Origin of the sequence: Bifidobacterium simiiventris, assembly GCF_019331715.1 — a bacterium.
In the GTDB taxonomy this organism is placed as follows: domain Bacteria; phylum Actinomycetota; class Actinomycetes; order Actinomycetales; family Bifidobacteriaceae; genus Bifidobacterium; species Bifidobacterium simiiventris.
Genome location: NZ_JAHBBG010000007.1, coordinates 29,045 through 48,892, shown reverse-complemented (window position 1 = coordinate 48,892; position 19,848 = coordinate 29,045). Strand labels below are relative to the sequence as shown.

Here is a 19,848-nt window from a genome sequence, read left to right as displayed (position 1 = left end):
GCCGATATCATGGAACCATCGACTTCACCGAAGAAGGAGATACGGCCATGATCCACGCACAGTACCACGCACAGGCCTTCCGCATAAACAGGCGCATCGCAACAACCCGTCTTGCGGCGGTCATCTGCGCGTCGCTGATCGTCGCCGGACTGACAGGGTGCGGTTCGTCAGCCGCGCAATCCGGCGAAGACCCAAACGCCGGCAGCAGTTCTCTCGTCGCAATGACCGCCCCTCGCACACAGGACGCCTGTAAAATCCGCGCGTCGACGGACGGCACGGGCATCGGCGGCGGTCACTACAGCCGCGCACGGTTCTACGATTCGATCGACGCATTGGCCGACGACAGCGACTTGATCATTATCGGCACCGTGCTCGGATCCAGCACCGACCGGGCGGACGATATGCTGCTCGGCACGACCAGCCACGACGTGGCCGTGTATGACGCGATCAAGGGCGATGTCTCGATCGGCGACGTGATCACCGTTCGGCAGGCCGGCTCCCCGGACGATGCGGCGACGCCCGGTATCGGCCGGTATTCGACCGCCGAGACGATCATGTGCGTCGGGGACACGCGGCTGCTGTTCCTGCAGCGGTTCGAGCTGAGCGACGAGGCGCTGGCCTCCTATCCGACGCAGGTGTATCTGCAGGAACCGGTGACCGAATTGCCGACGGCGTATTACGTGACCGGCATGATCGTCGGCATCTATACGCCGGACGGTACGGATGCGGCAGACACAGCGGACGCGCCCACGCGGTTCACCCGGTCGTTCCCGGACACGCTGGATGAGTTGCCTGATCGTATCCGTCTGATCACGGAACCTGCCGACAGGGACGGCGAGCCGGCCGCCACACAGGACGGCATACACCCTCACCAAATCTTCACACGCCGATTTGCGTCCGAGTGAAAACCCTATTATAGTGTTGCGAGTTGTCCTGCGGAGCAAGACAACATCCACGGGGCTGTAGCTCAGTTGGTAGAGCGCTTCGTTCGCATCGAAGAGGTCGTGGTTTCGATTACCATCAGCTCCACGAAGGCCGATTCCATTCCACCGGGATCGGCCTTTTTCTTTTTTCACCGCGGGCGGGAAGCGGCGACGTGACGGGCCTGCTCGGCGGTCGCGTTGAGATGGGCCAGCGCCTCGCGCTGTTCGGCGGTCTGATGCCGTTCCGGCTCGAACGCGCCGTAGCGGCGCTCGACGGCCGTGCGGATCAGGAAATCCGCGATTTTCGGGTTCTTTGGCAACAGCGAGCCGTGCATGTACGTGCCGATCACGTTGTGCACACGCGCGCCCTCGGTGTGGTCCTCGCCGTTGTTGCCGCAGCTTTCCGCGTCCACACGGCCCAAGGCCCGCACGCCGTCGCGCAGGAACGTCTGCCCGGAATGGTTCTCGTAGCCGATCACGTCGCCGAACTCATCGGAATGCTCGACCAGATTGCCGATCATGCGCACGTTCTGGCCGACCGTGTACGCGCCGATTACGCCGATGCCGTCGAGCCGCGTGCCGTCGATCGTCTCGAAATACTCGCCGAACAGCTGGTACAGGCCGCAGATCATGAGCATCGGCACGCCGTCGGCCGCAAGCGTTCGCAGCAGGTCGGCGCGACGGAACAGATCGTCGATGATCTTCTTCTGACCGGTGTCCTGACCGCCGCCGCCGAGGATCAGGTCGACGCGATCCGGCCAGTCGTCGCCCTGGTTGTACGCGGTGACGCGCGGCTCGTAGCCGTACAGCGCGAGGCGGCGCGTGACGGTGAGCACGTTGCCGGAGTCGCCGTAGATGTTCATGTCTTTCGGGTAGAGGGACATGATGTCGATGGTGGTCATGATGACTTCCTTTTACCGGGACGACTGGTTTTACTGGCCGACGCCGGCGTCGGCGACGTCGGCGATGCGGGCGAGGGCGGCGCGCACCTTGAGCATGGCGGTGTACGTGCAGTAGATGTGCTTGGTCGTGTGCGGACGGGCCGGATCGGGGCGCACGAAGGCGGCGAGCACGGCGTCGATGTCGGTGTCGACCGCGCCGACCGGCACCTGATCGTATTCGAGGCGCAGGGCCATGTCCCACGCGCGCACGCCGGAGACCTGTTTCACGCCTGTTCCGCGCAGGCTGGTGAAGTCAACGTCCCACAGCCAGCTCATGTCGCGGCCGTCGGCGTATTCGTCGTTGATGACGATCATCGTGTCGGTATCGGCGTTCGGCGGGAAGCTGGCAAGCGAGAGACGGAAGCCCATCGGGTTCTTGACGAGCAGCAGTTCGGTCGGCTGGCCGTTGACGTCGATGACCTCGCCGCGGCCGAACGCCGGGGTGACGCGGGATACGGCGGCAAGCAGGGACTCGGGATCAGCACCGGTTTGCGCGAACGTGTGCAGACGGTCGGCGAATCCGGCGGCCGTCTTGCCGGACGGACGGACGAAACGCTCGGCATCGGCGACGACCGCACGCACGACGGCGAGCGCGGCCGCCGCGTTGTACAGGTTGTAGACGCCTTCGAGCTTGACGGTGGTGGTACGCGGACTGGTTTCGCCGGCGATCAGGAAGTCGGCCTCGTGATCGCCCACACGGGTGAGCGTCACGTCGGCGGGAAGTCGCGGTTCGCGGGCGGGCTGCGCACCGCCGTCGTCGGACGCGGGCGAGGAATCCGAAACAGCACCGTCTTCGCGACCGGCATCGCCAGTCTCTCCCCCGGTCGGCGGCACCGACGCCTCCCTCATCGGCAGGGGCCGGGAATGGGAATCCGCGCCTTCCACCGCGACGGTCGTCGCCATGTCGTCGTCGGACGGGAAGAACGAGCGCAAGTCGTCGCTCAGTCCGAAATAGCGTACGTTCGCACCCGGCTCACGCACCAGCTCTGCCAGTCGCGCGATACGCGGATCCTCACGGTTCAGCACCACCGTGCCGATCGTCGCCTCGGCCACGTGTCCGAGCAGCCGAGCGGTGTTGTCGATCTCGCCGAACCGGTCCAGCTGGTCGCGCATCACGTTGAGCAGCAGCGCGTACCGCGGCCGCACCTGCCGCACGAAATGCACGGCATACGCCTCGTCCAGTTCGAGCACGGCGATGTCGGCGTCCAGCCGGCCGCCGAGCGTCACTCGTTCCAGCAGCGCGGAGACAACGCCGCGCGTGAAGTTCGAACCGGTCGGGTTCGTGAACACGCGCAGTCCCAGATCGGACAACATCGAGGCGACCATGCGCGTGGTCGTCGTCTTGCCGTTCGTGCCGGAGACGAGCACCACGCCGAGCGGCAGTTGTGCCAACGTTCGCGCAAGGAATCCCGGGTCGATCTGTTCGGCGATCCTGCCAGGGAACGCCGAACCGCCGTGCTTGGTCACGCGGGCCGCAGCCCGCACGAGCTTGCCGATCGCCGGCGTCGCGAAGGAGTTCCAGACCATCGATCACACCCCCTGGTTGTTGTAGTCCTGCGGCATGTTGTTGAAGCGGGAACGGTCGCCCTGGAACACCAGGTGGAACGTTTCGGTCGGGCCGTTACGGTGCTTCGCCATGATGATGTCGGCCTCGCCAGGGCGGTCCTCCTTGTCGTAGAAGTCCGGACGGTGCACAAGGAACACCACGTCGGCGTCCTGTTCGATCGAACCGGACTCACGCAGATCCGACAGCTGCGGCTTCTTGTCGTTGCGCATCTCCGGGCCTCGGTTCAGCTGCGAAAGCGCCACGACCGGCACCTCGAGCTCCTTGGCGAGCAGCTTCAACGCACGGGAGAACTCGGACACCTCCTGCTGGCGGCTTTCCACGTGCTTGCCGGAGGTCATGAGCTGCAGGTAGTCGATCACGACGAGTTTCAGGTCGTTGGTCTGCTTGAGGCGGCGGCATTTCGCGCGGATCTCCATGAGGGACATGTTCGGCGAGTCGTCGATGAACAGCGGCGCGTCCTGCATGCGCGCCCAGAAATTGTTGAGCTGCGTCCAGCGGTCGGAGGTCAGGTTCTCGGCGTCCGCGCGGCGCAGCACGACGAGCGGGATGCCGGTTTCGGCGGAGATGATGCGCTGCGCGAGCTCCACCTTGCTCATCTCCAGGCTGAAGACCACGGTGGTCAGGCCGTGCTTGAGCGCGGCGGAACGCGCGAAATCGATGCCGAGCGTGGACTTGCCCATGGCCGGGCGGCCGGCGACGACGATCATCTGGCCGGGCTGCAGGCCCTGCGTCACGTCGTCGATGTCGGTGAATCCGGTCGGCACGCCCTTCTCCATCTGGCCGTTCTGCAGTTTGTCGAGCTGTTCGAGCGTCTCCTGCACGACCGGGCCGATCGCGGAGTAGTCCTGCCGCACCTTGCCCACGCTCATCTCGTACACTTCGGCCTGCGCAAGGTTCACCACGTCCTCGGCCTGCGATCCTTCCGCCGAGTAGCCGAGCTGCGCGATCTTGGTGCCGGCCGCGATCACGTTGCGCAGCACCGCGCGCTGGTGCACGATGTCGGCGTAGTACGTGGCGTTCGCGGCGGTCGGCACGGAGGCGACGAGGCTGTGCAGGTAGTCCGCGCCGCCGACCTTTTCGAGGTTGCCTTCCGCGAGCAGCTTGTTCGCCACAAGCACCACGTCGACCGGCTGCGACGCGGAGAACAGGCCGATGATCGCGTCGTAGATCGTCTGGTGCTTCGGCTGGTAGAAGTCGGTCACGTCGATCATCTGCGAGACCTCGCCGATGGCGTCCTTGCTCATCAGCATGCCGCCGAGCACGGCCATTTCCGCGTCGTCGTCGTGAGGCGGCACGCGGTCGAACAACGCGTCGCGCACCGGCGCGGTACTGCCGTTGCCGCCGGTGCCGTTACCCGATTCGCGCCGTTCCGGTGCGCGCGTTTCATCCCAAGTAGTTCCGTCTGCCATAGTCACCGAGTATAGAGCGCCCTCGGCATCCTTGCGCCGTCCTTGCGCGCGGCGTCATGCCCGGCCCGCGCGCAGCCTCGAGCCCCCCGTCTCATGGCCGCACGCGGAACGGATCGTCGCCTACGCGGTGGTCGGACGCGGTTCGAAGCCGGTTCGCTCGGCGATCACCCGGATCGCGTGCGCGTCGCGCTCGGCGAACGTGCGGTCGTCCAGCATGACGACCCGGTCCGCGTACGGTGACTCGCCCAGCACCTTCATGAGCGTTTCGTGGAACTTGTACCGGTCCGATGCCCATTGCATCGCGCGGAACCCGTCGTCCACGTATTCGGTGACGGGCGGGATCACGAGCACCAGATCGGGGCGTTCCTGGCAAATCACCATGTCGAACGTCGAGTCGAGCCGCGCGGCCTCTTCGGGCGGCAGGTACCGCTCGACGTAGGTTTTGGTCACCATCGCGTCGGTGTCGAGGAAGACGATGCCGTGGTTCGCGTCCGAGGCGAGCGCCTGCTCGTTCTGCGCGAACTTGCTCAGGATGAGCCGCTGGTAGTCGAACGCGGTCAGCTCGTCGTCGTCCACGTTGCAGGCTTCCTCGAACTCGCGCGCGTATTCGACGGCGATCGGCGCGTCGAACAGCTTCGACAGGCGCGTGACCATCGTGGTTTTGCCGACCGACGCGCTGCCGACGACGAGTACGACGGTCGTGAATTCGCGGCGGAACGTGTGGTTGATGACCGGCCAGTATTTGCGCTCGTGCGGCGCGGCGCAGATCGTGCGCTGCAGTTCGTCGGAGCCGGGGATGAAATCGCCGACCGACCAATGTTCGTTGCCGTCCCACGCGTTGCGCAGGGTACGGTCAACGGCGGTGATGTCGGTAACGACCGTGAACGTGGGATGTGCGGCGAGCGATGCCGGCGCGACCGCGGAACGCGCGGCATCCTTGAGCTGCTTGATCCATGCCGGGGCGTCCGCGGCGGTGTCGGCGTCGTTCCAGATGAGTTTCTTCGGGCTGATGGCCGGATCGTCGTTGAACGCCTCGCGCAGGTAACGGAAGCGGTTGCGCGCGCTCATGCCGGTCAGCGAGTCAAGACCGATGCCGTCGACCGGGTCGGAGCGTGAGGCGAGCACGAGGATGACGCCGTCGTAGTTCGACGCGAGCGAGTAGATGCGCTGCTCGAGACCGGCGTGCAGCGGGCTGAACCGGCTGACGACGACCGCGAAGCGCGAACCGGCGAGCGGCGCAGTGGTGAGGTTGCAGCTTGGCATCGCGGGTCAGGCCTTCGCGACGGCCGGCTGGACGGACTGGGCGGACTGAGCGGAAGCCGCAGCGACGCTGTCCTTGTGGAACCACACCCACGTGCCGTAGAAGCCGTTGACGAGCATGACGACCTGCAGCACGAACATCGACATCGCGCCCGGGCCGCCGGCGGCGAGCTGGTTCCACCAGATGACGACCTTGATCACGTCGAGCAGCAGCCACGCGATCCACTGCGAACGATAGCCGTACGTCATGAGCACCTGGCCGATGATGCCGAGCGGCAGCAGCGTGCCGTCGAGCCAGATCTGCACGCCGCCGGTCGCGTGCGACGTGAACACGACGATCAGATAGACGGCGACGGTGAATACGATCGCAAGCAGACCCTGCCACCAGGTGATGTTGCGCGCCTTGACCTCGGCCGAACCGACCGACTCGCTCTTGCCGTCCGCGGGCGTGTCCGCGTTGCGCTGGCGGTCAAGCTGGCGCTGCCAGACATACACGCCGACGAACTGCATGACAACGTAGAAGATCTGGGAGAAGATGTCTCCGACGAGGTGGTTCATGACGGCGACCCATAGCCAGGTCGCGCAGCCGAGGAAGCCCCACAGATAGTTGGTCAGGCGGCCGCGGTCGACGAGGATGAGGTTGAAGACGATGCAGATGCCGGAGACGAGGCCGATCCAGTCGGCGGCGGTGTATGAGCCGGTGAAGATGAAGGAGATGATCTGCGCGAGCAGCATCACGCCGATCAGGGTGAATTCGCCCGGCTTGAAGTCCAGCAGTTCGCGCACGACGCGCTGTGGGTCGACGGCGTTCCTGACACCGTTCATAAGATCGTTCATGAGAACCTCTCTCTGAGTATGTTCCGCGGTTGTTCGCCTGTTGATCGTTCATCAATCGGCACGCGGAATCACATCTGTCAGGGATACGGTACAACGAGATATAGTCACAACGACTATTAGTCGTTCGACTGGCGGACGCGCACGGTAGCCACAGCGCGCGGAACGTAGCCGTCACCATGCGTTCATATTGGATTCCCCGACGCGACACGCACGGATTGTGCAATGTGGATAAGAAAAATGAGTTATCCACATTTCGGGGATAACCGTGTGCATAATCCACAGAGTTATCCACATATTGGGGATAACTCTGTGGATAACATGGGGATAAGCCGTGGATAACCGATTGTGGATGGACATGCGATTTGTCTTTTATGCGCCGCTGTGATATAAGCCACATCCCATTCACGAAGAGCATCCAACCGCATCCGCACAGGTCTCGCTCCCGATGCCCGAAGCCGACCCATTTGCGGCGCGGCCGGCACATCATCACGCGCCTACCCGCATCAAGCCCGCGCCATACAGGTGAGTACGGTAATGGCATATGACCACCACGAACCAAGACGACGAACCAACGGGCCGCGCATCCGCCAGTTCCCCGAAATCCAACGAATCCGGAGCCTCCGCAACCTCGCACGGCATGTCTACAGGCCGGCGGATCCTCGCGCTGGCGATACCCACGTTCGGCCAGCTCATCGCGGAACCGGCGTTCGTGCTCATCGACACGGCCATCGTCGGGCATATCGGCGACGCGGCGCTGGCGGGACTTTCAGTCGGATCGACCATTATGCTCACCACGGCCGGGCTGTGCGTGTTTCTGGCGTACGGCACCACATCGCAGGTGGCGCGGCTGATCGGCGCAGGCCGGCGGCGCGACGGACTCGAGGCCGGCATCGACGGATTATGGCTGGCGTTGGGCATTGGCATAGTCGTCTCCACAGCGCTGTTCGCCGCGGCCGAACCGTTGTGCGCCGCGATGGGAGCGCGCGGGACGGTGCTGGAAAACGCGGTCAACTACCTGCGGGCGGTGATCTTCGGACTGCCGGGCATGCTGCTCGTCTATGCGGCGAACGGGATTTTCCGCGGATTGCAGAAGGTGCGGATCACGCTGATCGCAGCAGTGAGCGGCGCGGCGGTGAATACCGTGCTCGACGTGCTGTTCGTGTTCGGATTTCGTTGGGGCATAACGGGTTCTGGTGTGGCGACGCTGATCGCGCAGTGGTTCATGGGCCTATTCCTCGTCGTGCCGGCATTGCTGTGGACGCGTGCGGACGGCGCGAGCTGGCGGCCTCGGTTGGGCGGCATCATGCACACGGCCGGTGACGGAGCGCCGTTGTTCATGCGCACGCTGGCGCTGCGCATTTCGATGGTGGGCACAGTGGTGTTGGCCACGCACATGGGCGTGACCGTGCTGGCCGGCTATCAGGCCGTCAATTCGAGCTGGAACTTCGTGATCAACATGCTGGACGCGATCGGCATCGCAGGGCAGGCGCTCGTCGCAACGGAACTGGGTGCCGGGCGGCGCGGCAACGCCCGGGCCATGACCCGTGTGGCAGGGCGCGCCGGAGTGTATGCCGGAGCGGCGCTCGGCGTCGGACTCGCCGTCACCGGATCGGCCGCGTCACCCCTGTTCTCCCCCACGCCCGAAGTGCAGCACCTTATCGCGGTGGGCTGCATCGTGCTGGCCGTGTTCCTGCCGCTCGGTGGCTGGATGTGGGCGCTTGACGGCATCCTCATCGGCGCGGGCGATTACCAGTATCTGGCGATGGGCTGCACGGTGACCACCGCAATCTATCTGCCGGCGCTGGCGGCCGTCAATGCGATGGACGGCCGGCTCATCACCAGCGACACCGCGCGCATGGTCGTACTATGGGTCATCATCAACGTGCTGTTCGTCGGCGGACGGGCCGTGTTCAACGGCGCGCGCATCCGCACCGACCGCTGGATGCGTTGAAGGCATAATTGCCCGCCATCGCACCTCACATGTGGTAGCGCGTGGCGTTGTACATGGCCCGAACCAGTGATTCGCGCCATTTCGACCACCCGTACTGCTTGGTGATCTGCTCGCCCGCCGTCGCGCCAAGCGAGGAACCGTCCGCGCGCGTCAGATCGAAGAGCATGTCCAGCAGCACCGGGTCATGGTCGAGCCGTCCGGCCAGCTCGTCCCCCACCGCAGGGTCGGAGGGATTGCGGCCTGTCGCGAATTCCGACAACGTCAGGTGCTCGCGCACCAAGATGGTGGCCCAGCGCACGATGTCAGGCGAATACCCCATGCGCTTCAGAATCACCGGCACGTGTTTCGCGCCTTCGGCCGCATGGTCGGTCACGAACGGCCGTTTGCCGATGTCGTGCAGCAGCCCGGCCAGTAGCAACGCCGTGTAATGCGCGTCGTCGTACCGCTCGCCGCTATCCGAACCGCCCGGCCCCGACATCGCACCGGCCGCCGATTCCCGCCCAAGCCGCGTCACCACTTCAACGCTGTGCCGGTCGATGGTGTACCGGTGCGCCGCCGACGCGCTCGGCCGATTGCGAATGCCCAGCCACTCCGGGATCCAACGCCCCGGAATATCCACGAAATCAAGCTCGTCCCACACGTCAAGCAACGCCGGGCCGGACGCCAACAGCCGTACGAACAGGTCGCGCGCCTCCCCGCTCCATACCGAATCGCGGATCGGGCAGCGTCGCAGGTTCGTCAGCGTGGCCGGGTTGATCGGCAGCTCGAACTCGGCGGCCGCCGTCGCGGCCCGCAGCGCCAGCGTCGCATCGCGAGACGGGTCCACGCCGGGCGCCAGCACCACTTCGCGCTCGTGCGAGACCACTCCCGGCGCCAGCACTTCGAATGTCGGCGCCTCACGCTTGCCTCCCGCCCTCGGGTTCATCATCTGGAAGAACGAGAACCGCGGCTTCTCATGCGTGAGCGAATGCTCGGCACGCGATGCCGTCGAATCGAGCGAAAACGCGATCGTGCGCCCGATGCGCGCCAGCCGTGTCTGCAGGTCCTCGATGGATTTCGCCTCGCGCTCCCCCTCGGGCAGGGTCGGGTCGGCGAAGCCGAGCATGGCCGCAACTTTGGCCTGATACGGCGGCAACAGCAGGTTCGTATCCTTGTTCGCGACCAGATGGATGCAGTCGCGAACATCGAGCAACGCCTCGACGGCCGCGTCATATGCGCCATGCGGCCGGTCGGCGAGCCACGACGCGGCAAGCGCGGAGACGAGCACCGAGTCACGCAGACCACCGCGCGTCTCCTTGATGTCCGGCTGGTTTAGGTACGGCAGCCGGCCGAACTCGTTCAATCGTTTTTCGGCCGATTCGAGCAGTTCCGGCAGCCGCTTGCGCGCGGCCTTGCGCCACCGTTCGAGAATCGACGCGGCCGTGGTTTCGATCAGTCCGGTGTCGCCCGCGAGCGGCAGCACGTCGAGCCATCCCATCGCGGCCGGCAGATCCTTGTCGGTGACGGCCTCGCATTGCTGCCGCGTGCGCACGGAATGATCGAGGTCAAGTCCGGAATCCCACATCGGATACCAGATCTTGTTGGCGAGTTCGTTGAGCTGTTGATCGTTCACGGCATGCGGTTCGTAGATGATGACGAGATCGATGTCGGACGATGGGCCGATCTGGCCGCGAGCGAGCGAACCGACCGCGGCCAGTCCGATGCCGGTTGACGGCACGTCGAACGATACGCCGGCCGTCGCCTCGGCCCATAACTGCCGCAACGCGCCGACGGCCAGTTCGGTGCGAGCCTTGCGTTTGGCGGCACCGTCGCGATAGATGCCGTCGTCGTCGGGCTGGCTGAGATCCATGAACCGTGCTTTGAGTTTGTCGACCGCCGAAGTCATTGATGACCGCTCCTCACAAACGAAAAATCCCCGCACGGCGTAACGCTGCGTGCGGGGATCTGTCTTACTGATGCCCGAACCATCGTCCAGCCACAGGCCGAACCCGATCCGGGAGTCTGTTAGATCGCGGCGGAACCGGTCTCGCCGGTACGCACGCGGGTCACGGAGTCAAGCGGCGCAACCCAGACCTTGCCGTCGCCGATGGTGCCGGAGCCGGCGGACTTGACGATCACGTCGACCAAGGTTTCGGCATCGGCGTCGTCCGAGAGGACTTCGATGCGGATCTTCGGGATCAGATCCACGGTGTATTCGGCACCGCGGTAGACCTCGGTGTGGCCGCGCTGGCGGCCGTAGCCGTTGGCTTCGGAGACGGTCAGACCGTGCACGCCGGCCGCGGCGAGCGCCTCCTTGACATCGTCGAGCTTATGGGGCTGGATGATAGCGGTGATGAGCTTCATCTCACCTCACCTCCTTGAGAACAGAGCTGGCAGTTCCAGCAAAATCGTACGCGCGTTCGCCCTGATCGGCGAGGTCGATTCCACCGACCTCCTGGGCTTCGGTGACGCGCCAGCCGATGGTCTTCTCGAGCGCGAACGCGATGATCGCGGTGATCACGCCGGAGTAGAGGATCGCGACGAGCGCGATGATGACCTGCACGACGAGCTGCTTCCAGTCACCGCCGGCCAGCAGGCCGGTGCCTTCGCCAAAGAAGCCGATGAGGACGGTGCCGGTCAGACCACCGACGCCGTGCACGCCGACCACGTCAAGCGAGTCGTCGTAGCCGAACTTGAACTTGAGACCGCAGGCGAGGCAGGTCAGGATGCCGACGATCGCGCCGAGCACGATGGCCCACAGCGGGGAGACGACATCGGCGGCCGGGGTGATGCCGACGAGGCCGGCGACCATACCGGAGGCCGCGCCCATCGCGGTGTAGTGGCCCGTGCGGATCTTCTCGGTGAAGCCCCAGGAGAGCATGGCAGCCGCGGCGGCAGCGGTGGTGGAGACCCAGGCGTAGCCGGCGGTGCCGTTCGCGCCGAACGCGGAGCCGGCGTTGAAGCCGAACCAGCCGAACCACAGCAGGAACGCGCCGAGCATGACGAACGGGACGTTGTGCGGGCGGATCGGGGTGACGCCGAAGCCCTTGCGCTTGCCGATGATGAGGACGATGATCAGCGCGGCGACTGCGGCGTTGATGTGGACGACAGTACCGCCTGCGAAGTCGTGCGCGGCAGCGCCGATGGCCTGCGAGATCGCGCCGTCACCGGAGAGCAGACCGTGGTTCCAGACCATGTGTGCCATCGGCGCGTAGTCGAACGTGATCCACAGGGCAACGAAGATCATCCAGGTGCTGTACTTGACGCGCTCGGCGATCGCGCCGCAGATCAGGCCCACGGTGATCATCGCGAACGTGGTCTGGAAGGCAACGTCGATGCTGCCCGGGTAGTTGCCGTCGGTGTTGGCGGCGGTGAAGACGCCGTCCTGCGCGACCATCGAATCCTTGAGCAGGAAACCGGTGGCCGGGTCACCGAAGATGCCGCCGATCGAGGTACCGGCGTACGCGATCGACCATCCCCACAGGGTCCAGATGATCGCGGTGACCGACAGCGCGGCGGCCTCCAGCATCAGCATGTTCAGCACGGCCTTGGCACGAACCATGCCGCCATAGAAGAACGCCACACCAGGCGTCATGAGGAAAACCAGGGACGCGGATGTCAACATCCATGCAGCATTTCCAGTGTCCATGTCAACCTCCCTCTCTTTCGTCTTGTCCGCCAGCCCGTTGCACGAACCGAGCGGTCGGGGTAACTCTTTTCGCTCCTTTGTGGGGAGCTCACATGACGGTATGGAACGCCGCACGTGTTGTGAAAACGTTACGGAACGTTACGCGCATGTAAAACGAGGGAGGGGCAGATTGGACGAATCGACGATGATCGCGTGGAACGCGGCGATGTGCTCGTGGAGTGATGACGGCGGATTCGTGCGGTTTTGATTACGTTGGCAACCGATGGATGGCCATGTTACGAAAAAACGTCCGCACCCGATTTCGCGGGTGCGGACGTTTCACTGTACGGACGTTTCGATGGCGGTCTTACGCGAGGATGCCGTCGACGAAGCCTTCGGGGTCGAATGGCGCGAGGTCGTCGGGGCCTTCGCCCAAGCCCACGAGCTTGACCGGCACGCCGAGCTCCTTCTGCACGGAGATCACGATGCCGCCCTTGGCCGAGCCGTCGAGCTTGGAGAGCACCACGCCGGTGATGCCGATTGCCTCGGCGAACACCTTGGCCTGCGTCATGCCGTTCTGGCCGGTGGTCGCGTCGAGCACAAGCAGCACTTCGTCGACCGGCAGGTTCTTTTCGGTCACGCGACGGATCTTGCCCAGCTCGTCCATCAGGTTGGCCTTGTTCTGCAAACGTCCGGCCGTGTCGATGATGAGCACGTCGGCGCCCATCTCCTTGGCCTTGGCGCTCGCCTCGAACGCGACGGACGCCGGGTCGGCGCCGTCCTTGTCGGAACGTACGACGGGCACGTTCACCTTCGCGCCCCATGTTTCGAGCTGGTCCGCGGCCGCCGCGCGGAACGTGTCGGCCGCGCCCATCACGACCTGCTTGCCTTCGGAGACGAACAGTCGCGCGAGCTTGCCGGCGGTCGTGGTCTTGCCGGTGCCGTTGACGCCGACCATGATGATGACGGACGGCTTGTTCGCGCCGTCCTTGTTCGCGTTGAGTCGACGGTCAGTATCGCGGCCGACGAGATCGAGGAGCTTGTCGCGCAGGCTGGCGCGGACTTCCGCCGCGTCGGCCTTGCCGGTGATGCGGGCGTCCTTGCGCAGCTCGTCGACCAGCTGTTCGCTGGCCTCCGCGCCGACGTCGGCGAGCAGCAGCGTATCCTCGACGTCCTCCCAGTCGGATTCGGACAGGTTGTCCTTGGTGAGGATCGCAAACAGCGCCTTACCGAACGGATTCGCGCTGTTGGCGAGTTTGGCCTTGAGCCGCTGGATGCGCGAGCCGGCCGTTTCCGGGGTGTCCACGGCTTTCGGAGCGGCGGCCGGTTCCGGGGTCTGAACCGGTTCCGTTTCCGCGGATTTCCCGGCTTCGCCTTCGTTTGCAATGACGGCAGCGGCGCCACTCCCCTCATGTGCGGCATCAGAAGATTCGGCCGCCTGCGCACTTTCCGCCGCAGCGGCCTGCGCCTTGCGCTCCTCGGCTTCCTCAGCCGCAATCCGCGCATCCGCACGGGCTTTGGCATCATCCTCGGCGCGCTTGAGCGCAGCCTTGCGCGAGCGGTCGTTCCACACGCCCCACGCGATCAACAACACGGCGATGGCCACCACGGCCACAATGCCGATAATCACATTCGTATCCATACCCCCAGCCTAAAAACCGCAACGGACAGCCAAAACCGCGCCTTCCCAGGCGATCTTGCCGCGGTCGATGCCGGCGTAATCATTATGTATCTCATACCCAAAAACAGCACAGCATTATTCAAAGATTTCTAGTACAGTAGAAATAAGGAGGCCTTAAGGCGATGACGTATATCGAACGAGAACAACTGACCGCCACGCTTCGCGCACACCGAGACAGCCCGGACATCAAGGTGCTCACCGGCGTCCGTCGATGCGGCAAAAGCACCCTGCTGGCCCATTACGCCCAGTCGCTGGAACGCGACGGCGTGCCACAATCCAACATCTTCTCCCGCAGATTCGACGCCTTCGACATCCCGATCGGCTACGACGCGCAAGCGCTTCACGCCGATCTCACCGCCGCAATGGCCACCGCCAAACCCGGCCCGTTCTACGTGTTCCTCGACGAAATCCAGGACGTGCCCGGTTGGGAACAGGTCGCGCGCCGTCTGCACACCCGAGACCATACCGACGTCTACATCACCGGATCGAACGCACAGCTGCTGTCAGGCGAACTGGCCACCTATCTGACCGGACGATACGTGACCATTCCGGTCTATCCGCTGTCCTTCGCGGAATACCGGAACTATCGAACATCGGCCGGCGCGAGCGAGCCGGTGGACCTGCTGTTCTCGCAATACATGCAGTTCGGCGGTATGCCGGGACTCTTCGTCACCGGACTGCCCGACGAACGCAAGGCGACGGAGATACTGACCGCCGTCTACGAATCCGTGGTCATGAAAGACGTGGCGAAACGATACGGCATCCGCGACATCGTAACCTTGGAAAAACTGTCACGGTATCTCTTCTCCACATCAGCGAATCTGTTCTCGGTCAACAACGTCGTCAAAGCGCTCAAGGGAGCCGGCGCGAACGCGACATACACGACCATCGACAACCAGATCGACGCGCTGGAAAAGGCGTTCATCATCTACTCCGCCGAACAGGCACGCATACGCGGCAAGGAACTGTTGCGGCCGCAACGCAAGTACTATCCGGTGGACAACGGACTGCGCAATCTGGCCACCGGATTCACCGGAGCCGACCGCGGGGCGCAGCTCGAAGGCATCGTCTTCATGGAACTCAAACGCCGTGGATACAAGGTCTCCATCGGTACCATGCCGGGCGGCGAAATCGATTTCATCGCCCGGCACAACGCGGAACTGCAATACATACAGGTCACGCTGAACATGACGGAGGAGCAGACCCGGCTGCGCGAACTCGCACCGCTGCAACGGCTCAACGATGCGTTCCCGCGTCTGGTGCTCACGCTCGACTGGTACAGCGAAGGCGTCACCAAAGAGGGCATTCGCATACGCAACGTCATCGATTGGCTGTGCGAGTGACGGCGCGATTTAGCGGCGGCGTGCGCCCGCTCACGGCATATGCGAGCCGCCCGGCTAGACTGAGGCACTATGGGAAATACGTCACGCATGACATCACTCCAGCGCCGCGAACAACTGATTCAGGTCGGGCGCGCGCTGTTCGCCGCGAAGGGGTTCGAGGCGGTGAGCGTGGAGGAGATCGCCGCGACCGCGAAGGTAAGCAAGCCGATCGTCTACGAGCATTTCGGCGGCAAGGAAGGCCTGTACGCGGTGATCGTCGACCGCGAGATGCAAACGTTGACCAGTACGATCACGGCCACGCTCACCGACCCGGACGCGCATCCGCGGCAGATCGTCGAACGCGCGGCGCTCGCGCTGCTCACGTACATCGAACAGAACGCGGACGGCTTCCAGGTCCTCGTGCGCGACTCGCCGAGCACCGATCCGGCCGGCTCGTTCAGCTCGCTGCTCGGCGACATCTCGCTGCAGGTCGAGGATCTGCTCACCGCGTCGTTCAAGCGGCAGAAACTGTCGACCAAAGGCGTGCCGTACTACGCGCAGATGCTCGTCGGCATGATCGTCTTCACTGGCCAGTACTGGGCCGACCGGCCGAAGGTCAGCAAGGAGCAGCTCGCCGCATACATCGTCGATCTCGCGTGGCACGGCCTGTCGCGGCTCGATTCCAAGCCGGCGCTGCGGTTCGAGGGCAAGCGCGCGCGCAATCATCGTCCGGACACCGAGCCACAGCCGACTGCGGCGAACGGTTCCAATCAGCTGGCCGAGCAGATCAGGCAATCCGATCGACCGGCCGACCAAGATGAACGGACCGATCATGCCGCGGAATGTGCAGATCAGGCCGAATCCTAGTGCCAGATAAGCCACGAGTGCTAGTTTGGTGAGGACAAACAAGCAGGATGCCGTTCGCGCGACGGCAACGGACGATGACGGCTGCCGTACGCACGGCACGCCGGCGAGGAGATCATGACCCAGACCACGGCGACACAGGGCAATCCGGCAACCCGCGCGTCGGCTCAGCAGCCGGCGGCAATCCGACCGGCGGCCCCCACGCTCACGTTCATCGTGCCCGCATACAACATGGAGGAGTATCTCGAACGCTGCGTCACGTCGCTGCTGCAGGCGAGCGACACGAGCGACATCGAGGTGCTCATCGTCGACGACGGCTCGCACGACTCCACCCCGGCGCTGGCCGACACCTACGCCAAGCGCTGGCCGCGCAACGTGCGTGCGATCCACCAGCCGAACAAGGGGCACGGCGGCGCGGTCAACACCGGCATTGCGAACGCTCGCGGCGCGTACGTCAAGGTCGTGGACGCGGACGACTGGATCGACTCGCAGTCGATCGATACGATGATGGACACGCTGCGTTCGCAGTGCGCGTCGGACAACCCGGTCGACATGGTCGTGTCGAACTACGTGTATGACAAGGTTGGCAAACGCCGTCTGCACACGGTCAACTTCCGCCACGCGATGCGCGCGAACGAAATCCTCACGTGGGACGATCTCGGCCACTTCGGTCTCGCCGAGTACATCCTCATGCACGCGCTCACGTTCCGCACTGCGGTCGTGCGCGAGTCCGGCATGGTGCTGCCGGAGCACACATTCTACGTCGACTTCATTTACGCGTACCAGCCGTTCACCAAGGTGCGCACGATGATGTACCTCGACATGCCGTACTACCACTACTTCATCGGTCGTGAAGGCCAGTCGGTGCAGACCGACGTGATGATCAAGCGCGTCGACCAGCTGATTCTGGTGAACGAGCGCATGGTCGAGGCGACGCCTGAGCCGGGCACCGTGCCGGACGGGCTGTACCAGTACATGATCCACTTCCTCGCGATCGAAAGCTGCGTGGCGTCGGTGTTCCTGATCCTGTCGCGCGATCCGGAGAACTACGAGAAGAAGAAGCGCATGTGGGCGGCGATCGAGGCGCACTCCCCCGCGATCTACCACGACGTGAAACGCAAGGCGATGTCGCGCGCGCTCAACCTGCGTGGACCGGTCGGCCGGTGGCTGATCCGCCACGGATACGTGATCGCCGAACGGGTCGTCGGCTTCAACTGATCCGTCATCCGGCGAATGCGGCCACCCATGTGCGTCGCCGCATTCGTCGCGGCGCATATCGACCACCCAACAACTGCCCAATAGAAGCGAACACTCGCTGAATCGGAAACAGCACAAGACCGGAGAAAAGACAATGCAATTCACCTGCGCTGGCACCACGGTGCTGTTCGATGAGGAGACGCTGCGGTTCGCGTTCCGCCGCGAGGATGCGGACGGTTCGGTCACGCAATGGGCATGGCGGGACGGATTCGTGCCGACGATCACCGGCCGCTTCGTCGATGACAGCGATGGCAATGGCACAGGCGAGACGGCTGGAGAGCAGACGTTTGCGTTCACCGAGGCGGCCGAGATTACGCATGAGCTGCGCGTGACCGGCACCGGCGAAGGCGCGTTCAGCACGTATCGCGGATTCGCAGCCGGCAAAGATTCCACGGACATTGCGGACGGCGATGCGGCTTCCGGCAGTACGGCACCGGCGTTCGCATTCGCGACGTACGTGTGGGTCGAGCGCGTCTCCGGCGACGTGAGGTTCGAATGGATCCCGCTGGACGAGACCGGTTTCGCGGTGACGAAGCTGACGTGGCCGGGCGAGATGGCGTTCGACTCGCTGGACGAGCACGATGTCACGCTGATCACGCACCAGCAGGGCGTGCTGATTCCGAACACGTGGCCAGTCGCGGTCAGTTCGGCGCACGGTGACATCGTATTCAAGGGGCGGTTCGAGACGGCAGGCGGATATATGCCGTGGTATGCGCAGATCCGCGGCGGCAGCGACGCAAACCGTCCTGGTTACATCGCGATCTGCGAGACCCCGTGGAACGCCGGCTACGAGATCGAGCACCCGGCGAACGGCACCGACGGCACCGCTGCGAACGATGGCGGCACCGCGGTAGGCACGCGCATCGGCATGTGGTTCGAGCCGAGCCTCGGCCGCATGGACTACCGTCGCATCGTGCGATACCGCTTCCTCGATCACGCCGATCATACGTCCGTCGCGAAAACGTACCGCGCGTATGTCAACGAGCGCGGACGACTGCGTACGTTGGCCGAAAAGGCCGCGTGCAATCCGTCGGTCCGCGATCTGATCGGCTGCTCGTGGATGCACGTCGGCATCAAAACCGTCGTCCAGCCGGAATCGCGCTACTACGATCACGAGAAACCGGACGCGAACCGGCACGTGACATCGTTCGCAGCCCGTCGCAAGCAACTCGACACCCTGCACGAACTCGGCGCGGGCAGGATCTACATGCACCTCGACGGCTGGGCCGAACCGGGCTACGACAACAGCCACCCGGACTATCTGCCCGCATGCGAGGAGGCCGGCGGCTGGGCCGGCATGAAGGCGCTCGTGGACGACTGCCACGCGCACGGCGATCTGTTCGGCACGCACGACCAGTACCGCGATTACTACTTCTCCGCGCCCACGTTCGACCGCAACAACGCGGTCCAGCTGACCGATGGCACGAATCCCGAGCAGTCGATCTGGGCGGGCGGCCACCAGACCTTCCTGTGCGCTGAGCTCGCGCCCGACTACGTTCGCAGGAACTTCGCCCAGATCGCCGCGAACGGCGTGAAGCTCGATTGCGCGTACCTCGACGTGTTCACCTGCAACGAGGGCGACGAATGCGCGAATCCCGAGCATCGCATGACGCGCCGCGACTGCTACGCGCGCCGCGCGGAATGCTTTGAATACCTGCTTTCGCACGGCATCCTCTCCAGTTCGGAGGAGGTGTCGGACTGGGCCGTGCCGAGCCTCGTGTTCTGCCATTACGCGCCGTACGACTTCCAGATGCGCGACCCGTCCGCGCCGCGCCAGGGCGTGCCGGTGCCGCTGTACAACCTCGTGTACCACGACTGCGTGATCGAGCCATGGATGATGGAACGTGTGGCCGGCGGCGACGATTACATGCTGTACGCACTCATCAACGGCGGCGCACCGTACCTGATCCGCGACGCTGCATACGTTGGCGTGGATGGCGACATGAGCCCCGAGCAGAAGGCGCAGGCCGAGAACGACATCGAGCGGTGCAATACGGTCGCCGCGCTGCACGAGAAAGTCGGCATGAGCGAGCTGATACGGCATGACTTCGTCGGCGGCGACCCGCTGATGCAGCGTTCGACGTTTGCGGACGGCACGGTTGTCACCTGCGATTTCCACACGCAAACGTATGCGATACGCTGACCGACGACGCGACGGTTCGCTGTCAGACGAGCGGCGGACGAGATATGGCAGACCGATGACCGGCCACTGTATGCTCGTACCCATAC

At 64.4% G+C, this 19,848-nt stretch carries 15 protein-coding genes and 1 tRNA gene; 7 read left to right on the top strand and 9 right to left on the bottom strand.

Annotated features, from left to right (window positions below):
* The first annotated feature begins 47 nt into the window (after nucleotides 1-47).
* Nucleotides 48-905, top strand: a complete 858-nt coding sequence (locus KIH76_RS07795; protein ID WP_219070139.1) for a hypothetical protein — start codon at nucleotides 48-50, stop codon at nucleotides 903-905.
* Nucleotides 906-956: 51 nt separating this feature from the next.
* Nucleotides 957-1,029 (top strand) — tRNA-Ala (locus tag KIH76_RS07790).
* 43 nt (nucleotides 1,030-1,072) lie between these two features.
* On the opposite strand, the gene KIH76_RS07785 is transcribed toward KIH76_RS07790, so the two are convergent.
* From KIH76_RS07785 to pnuC, 5 genes are all read right to left on the bottom strand, one after another.
* Nucleotides 1,073-1,828, bottom strand: a complete 756-nt coding sequence (locus KIH76_RS07785) for a type 1 glutamine amidotransferase (protein ID WP_219070213.1) — start codon at nucleotides 1,826-1,828, stop codon at nucleotides 1,073-1,075.
* 27 nt (nucleotides 1,829-1,855) lie between these two features.
* On the bottom strand, nucleotides 1,856-3,391 hold the full coding sequence (locus tag KIH76_RS07780; protein ID WP_219070137.1) for a Mur ligase family protein: 1,536 nt from the start codon (nucleotides 3,389-3,391) through the stop codon (nucleotides 1,856-1,858).
* Nucleotides 3,392-3,394: 3 nt separating this feature from the next.
* Nucleotides 3,395-4,840 carry a replicative DNA helicase gene (gene dnaB / locus KIH76_RS07775; protein ID WP_219070135.1) on the bottom strand — a complete coding sequence of 482 codons (1,446 nt, stop codon included), beginning with the start codon at nucleotides 4,838-4,840 and terminating at the stop codon, nucleotides 3,395-3,397.
* A gap of 120 nt (nucleotides 4,841-4,960) precedes the next feature.
* Complete coding sequence (locus KIH76_RS07770) at nucleotides 4,961-6,103, bottom strand: AAA family ATPase (RefSeq protein WP_219070133.1); 1,143 nt, start codon at nucleotides 6,101-6,103, stop codon at nucleotides 4,961-4,963.
* A gap of 6 nt (nucleotides 6,104-6,109) precedes the next feature.
* Nucleotides 6,110-6,937 (bottom strand): nicotinamide riboside transporter PnuC, encoded by an 828-nt coding sequence (gene pnuC, locus KIH76_RS07765; RefSeq protein ID WP_236036906.1) that lies wholly within the window; start codon nucleotides 6,935-6,937, stop codon nucleotides 6,110-6,112.
* Nucleotides 6,938-7,478: 541 nt separating this feature from the next.
* Here pnuC and KIH76_RS07760 point away from each other — a divergent pair.
* The gene (locus KIH76_RS07760) at nucleotides 7,479-8,888 is read left to right on the top strand and encodes an MATE family efflux transporter (protein WP_219070131.1); all 1,410 of its coding nucleotides are present in this window, start codon (nucleotides 7,479-7,481) and stop codon (nucleotides 8,886-8,888) included.
* Between the two features lie 25 nt (nucleotides 8,889-8,913).
* Here the strand turns inward: KIH76_RS07760 and KIH76_RS07755 are convergent, their stop codons facing one another.
* From KIH76_RS07755 to ftsY, 4 genes are all read right to left on the bottom strand, one after another.
* Entirely contained in the window at nucleotides 8,914-10,773 is a 1,860-nt protein-coding gene (locus KIH76_RS07755) for a [protein-PII] uridylyltransferase family protein (RefSeq protein ID WP_219070129.1), read from the bottom strand.
* Between the two features lie 119 nt (nucleotides 10,774-10,892).
* Nucleotides 10,893-11,231: a P-II family nitrogen regulator gene (locus KIH76_RS07750; RefSeq protein ID WP_152357965.1), complete on the bottom strand. Its 339-nt coding sequence runs from the start codon at nucleotides 11,229-11,231 to the stop codon at nucleotides 10,893-10,895.
* Between the two features lies 1 nt (nucleotide 11,232).
* Nucleotides 11,233-12,516, bottom strand: coding sequence for an ammonium transporter (locus KIH76_RS07745; protein WP_219070127.1), 1,284 nt, complete (start codon nucleotides 12,514-12,516; stop codon nucleotides 11,233-11,235).
* A 346-nt stretch (nucleotides 12,517-12,862) separates the two neighbouring features.
* Complete coding sequence (gene ftsY, locus KIH76_RS07740) at nucleotides 12,863-14,137, bottom strand: signal recognition particle-docking protein FtsY (protein WP_219070125.1); 1,275 nt, start codon at nucleotides 14,135-14,137, stop codon at nucleotides 12,863-12,865.
* A 161-nt stretch (nucleotides 14,138-14,298) separates the two neighbouring features.
* Between ftsY and KIH76_RS07735 the strand changes: the two genes are divergently transcribed.
* From KIH76_RS07735 to KIH76_RS07720, 4 genes are all read left to right on the top strand, one after another.
* Nucleotides 14,299-15,519, top strand: a complete 1,221-nt coding sequence (locus KIH76_RS07735; protein ID WP_219070123.1) for an ATP-binding protein — start codon at nucleotides 14,299-14,301, stop codon at nucleotides 15,517-15,519.
* Between the two features lie 87 nt (nucleotides 15,520-15,606).
* Nucleotides 15,607-16,365, top strand: coding sequence for a TetR/AcrR family transcriptional regulator (locus KIH76_RS07730; RefSeq protein WP_219070121.1), 759 nt, complete (start codon nucleotides 15,607-15,609; stop codon nucleotides 16,363-16,365).
* Nucleotides 16,366-16,545: 180 nt separating this feature from the next.
* On the top strand, nucleotides 16,546-17,580 hold the full coding sequence (locus KIH76_RS07725; protein WP_219070209.1) for a glycosyltransferase family 2 protein: 1,035 nt from the start codon (nucleotides 16,546-16,548) through the stop codon (nucleotides 17,578-17,580).
* Between the two features lie 133 nt (nucleotides 17,581-17,713).
* Nucleotides 17,714-19,762 carry a DUF5696 domain-containing protein gene (locus tag KIH76_RS07720; protein ID WP_219070119.1) on the top strand — a complete coding sequence of 683 codons (2,049 nt, stop codon included), beginning with the start codon at nucleotides 17,714-17,716 and terminating at the stop codon, nucleotides 19,760-19,762.
* Nucleotides 19,763-19,848: the final 86 nt, after the last annotated feature.

Bases quoted from the DNA above. Each gene is read 5' to 3' on its own strand.
- pnuC (WP_236036906.1), bottom strand. From the start codon at position 6,937: ATGAACGATCTTATGAACGGTGTCAGGAACGCCGTCGACCCACAGCGC.
- KIH76_RS07795 (WP_219070139.1), top strand. From the start codon at position 48: ATGATCCACGCACAGTACCACGCACAGGCCTTCCGCATAAACAGGCGC.
- KIH76_RS07780 (WP_219070137.1), bottom strand. From the start codon at position 3,391: ATGGTCTGGAACTCCTTCGCGACGCCGGCGATCGGCAAGCTCGTGCGG.
- dnaB (WP_219070135.1), bottom strand. From the start codon at position 4,840: ATGGCAGACGGAACTACTTGGGATGAAACGCGCGCACCGGAACGGCGC.
- KIH76_RS07755 (WP_219070129.1), bottom strand. From the start codon at position 10,773: ATGACTTCGGCGGTCGACAAACTCAAAGCACGGTTCATGGATCTCAGC.
- KIH76_RS07760 (WP_219070131.1), top strand. From the start codon at position 7,479: ATGACCACCACGAACCAAGACGACGAACCAACGGGCCGCGCATCCGCC.
- KIH76_RS07720 (WP_219070119.1), top strand. From the start codon at position 17,714: ATGCAATTCACCTGCGCTGGCACCACGGTGCTGTTCGATGAGGAGACG.
- KIH76_RS07735 (WP_219070123.1), top strand. From the start codon at position 14,299: ATGACGTATATCGAACGAGAACAACTGACCGCCACGCTTCGCGCACAC.
- KIH76_RS07750 (WP_152357965.1), bottom strand. From the start codon at position 11,231: ATGAAGCTCATCACCGCTATCATCCAGCCCCATAAGCTCGACGATGTC.
- ftsY (WP_219070125.1), bottom strand. From the start codon at position 14,137: ATGGATACGAATGTGATTATCGGCATTGTGGCCGTGGTGGCCATCGCC.
- KIH76_RS07770 (WP_219070133.1), bottom strand. From the start codon at position 6,103: ATGCCAAGCTGCAACCTCACCACTGCGCCGCTCGCCGGTTCGCGCTTC.
- KIH76_RS07745 (WP_219070127.1), bottom strand. From the start codon at position 12,516: ATGGACACTGGAAATGCTGCATGGATGTTGACATCCGCGTCCCTGGTT.
- KIH76_RS07730 (WP_219070121.1), top strand. From the start codon at position 15,607: ATGACATCACTCCAGCGCCGCGAACAACTGATTCAGGTCGGGCGCGCG.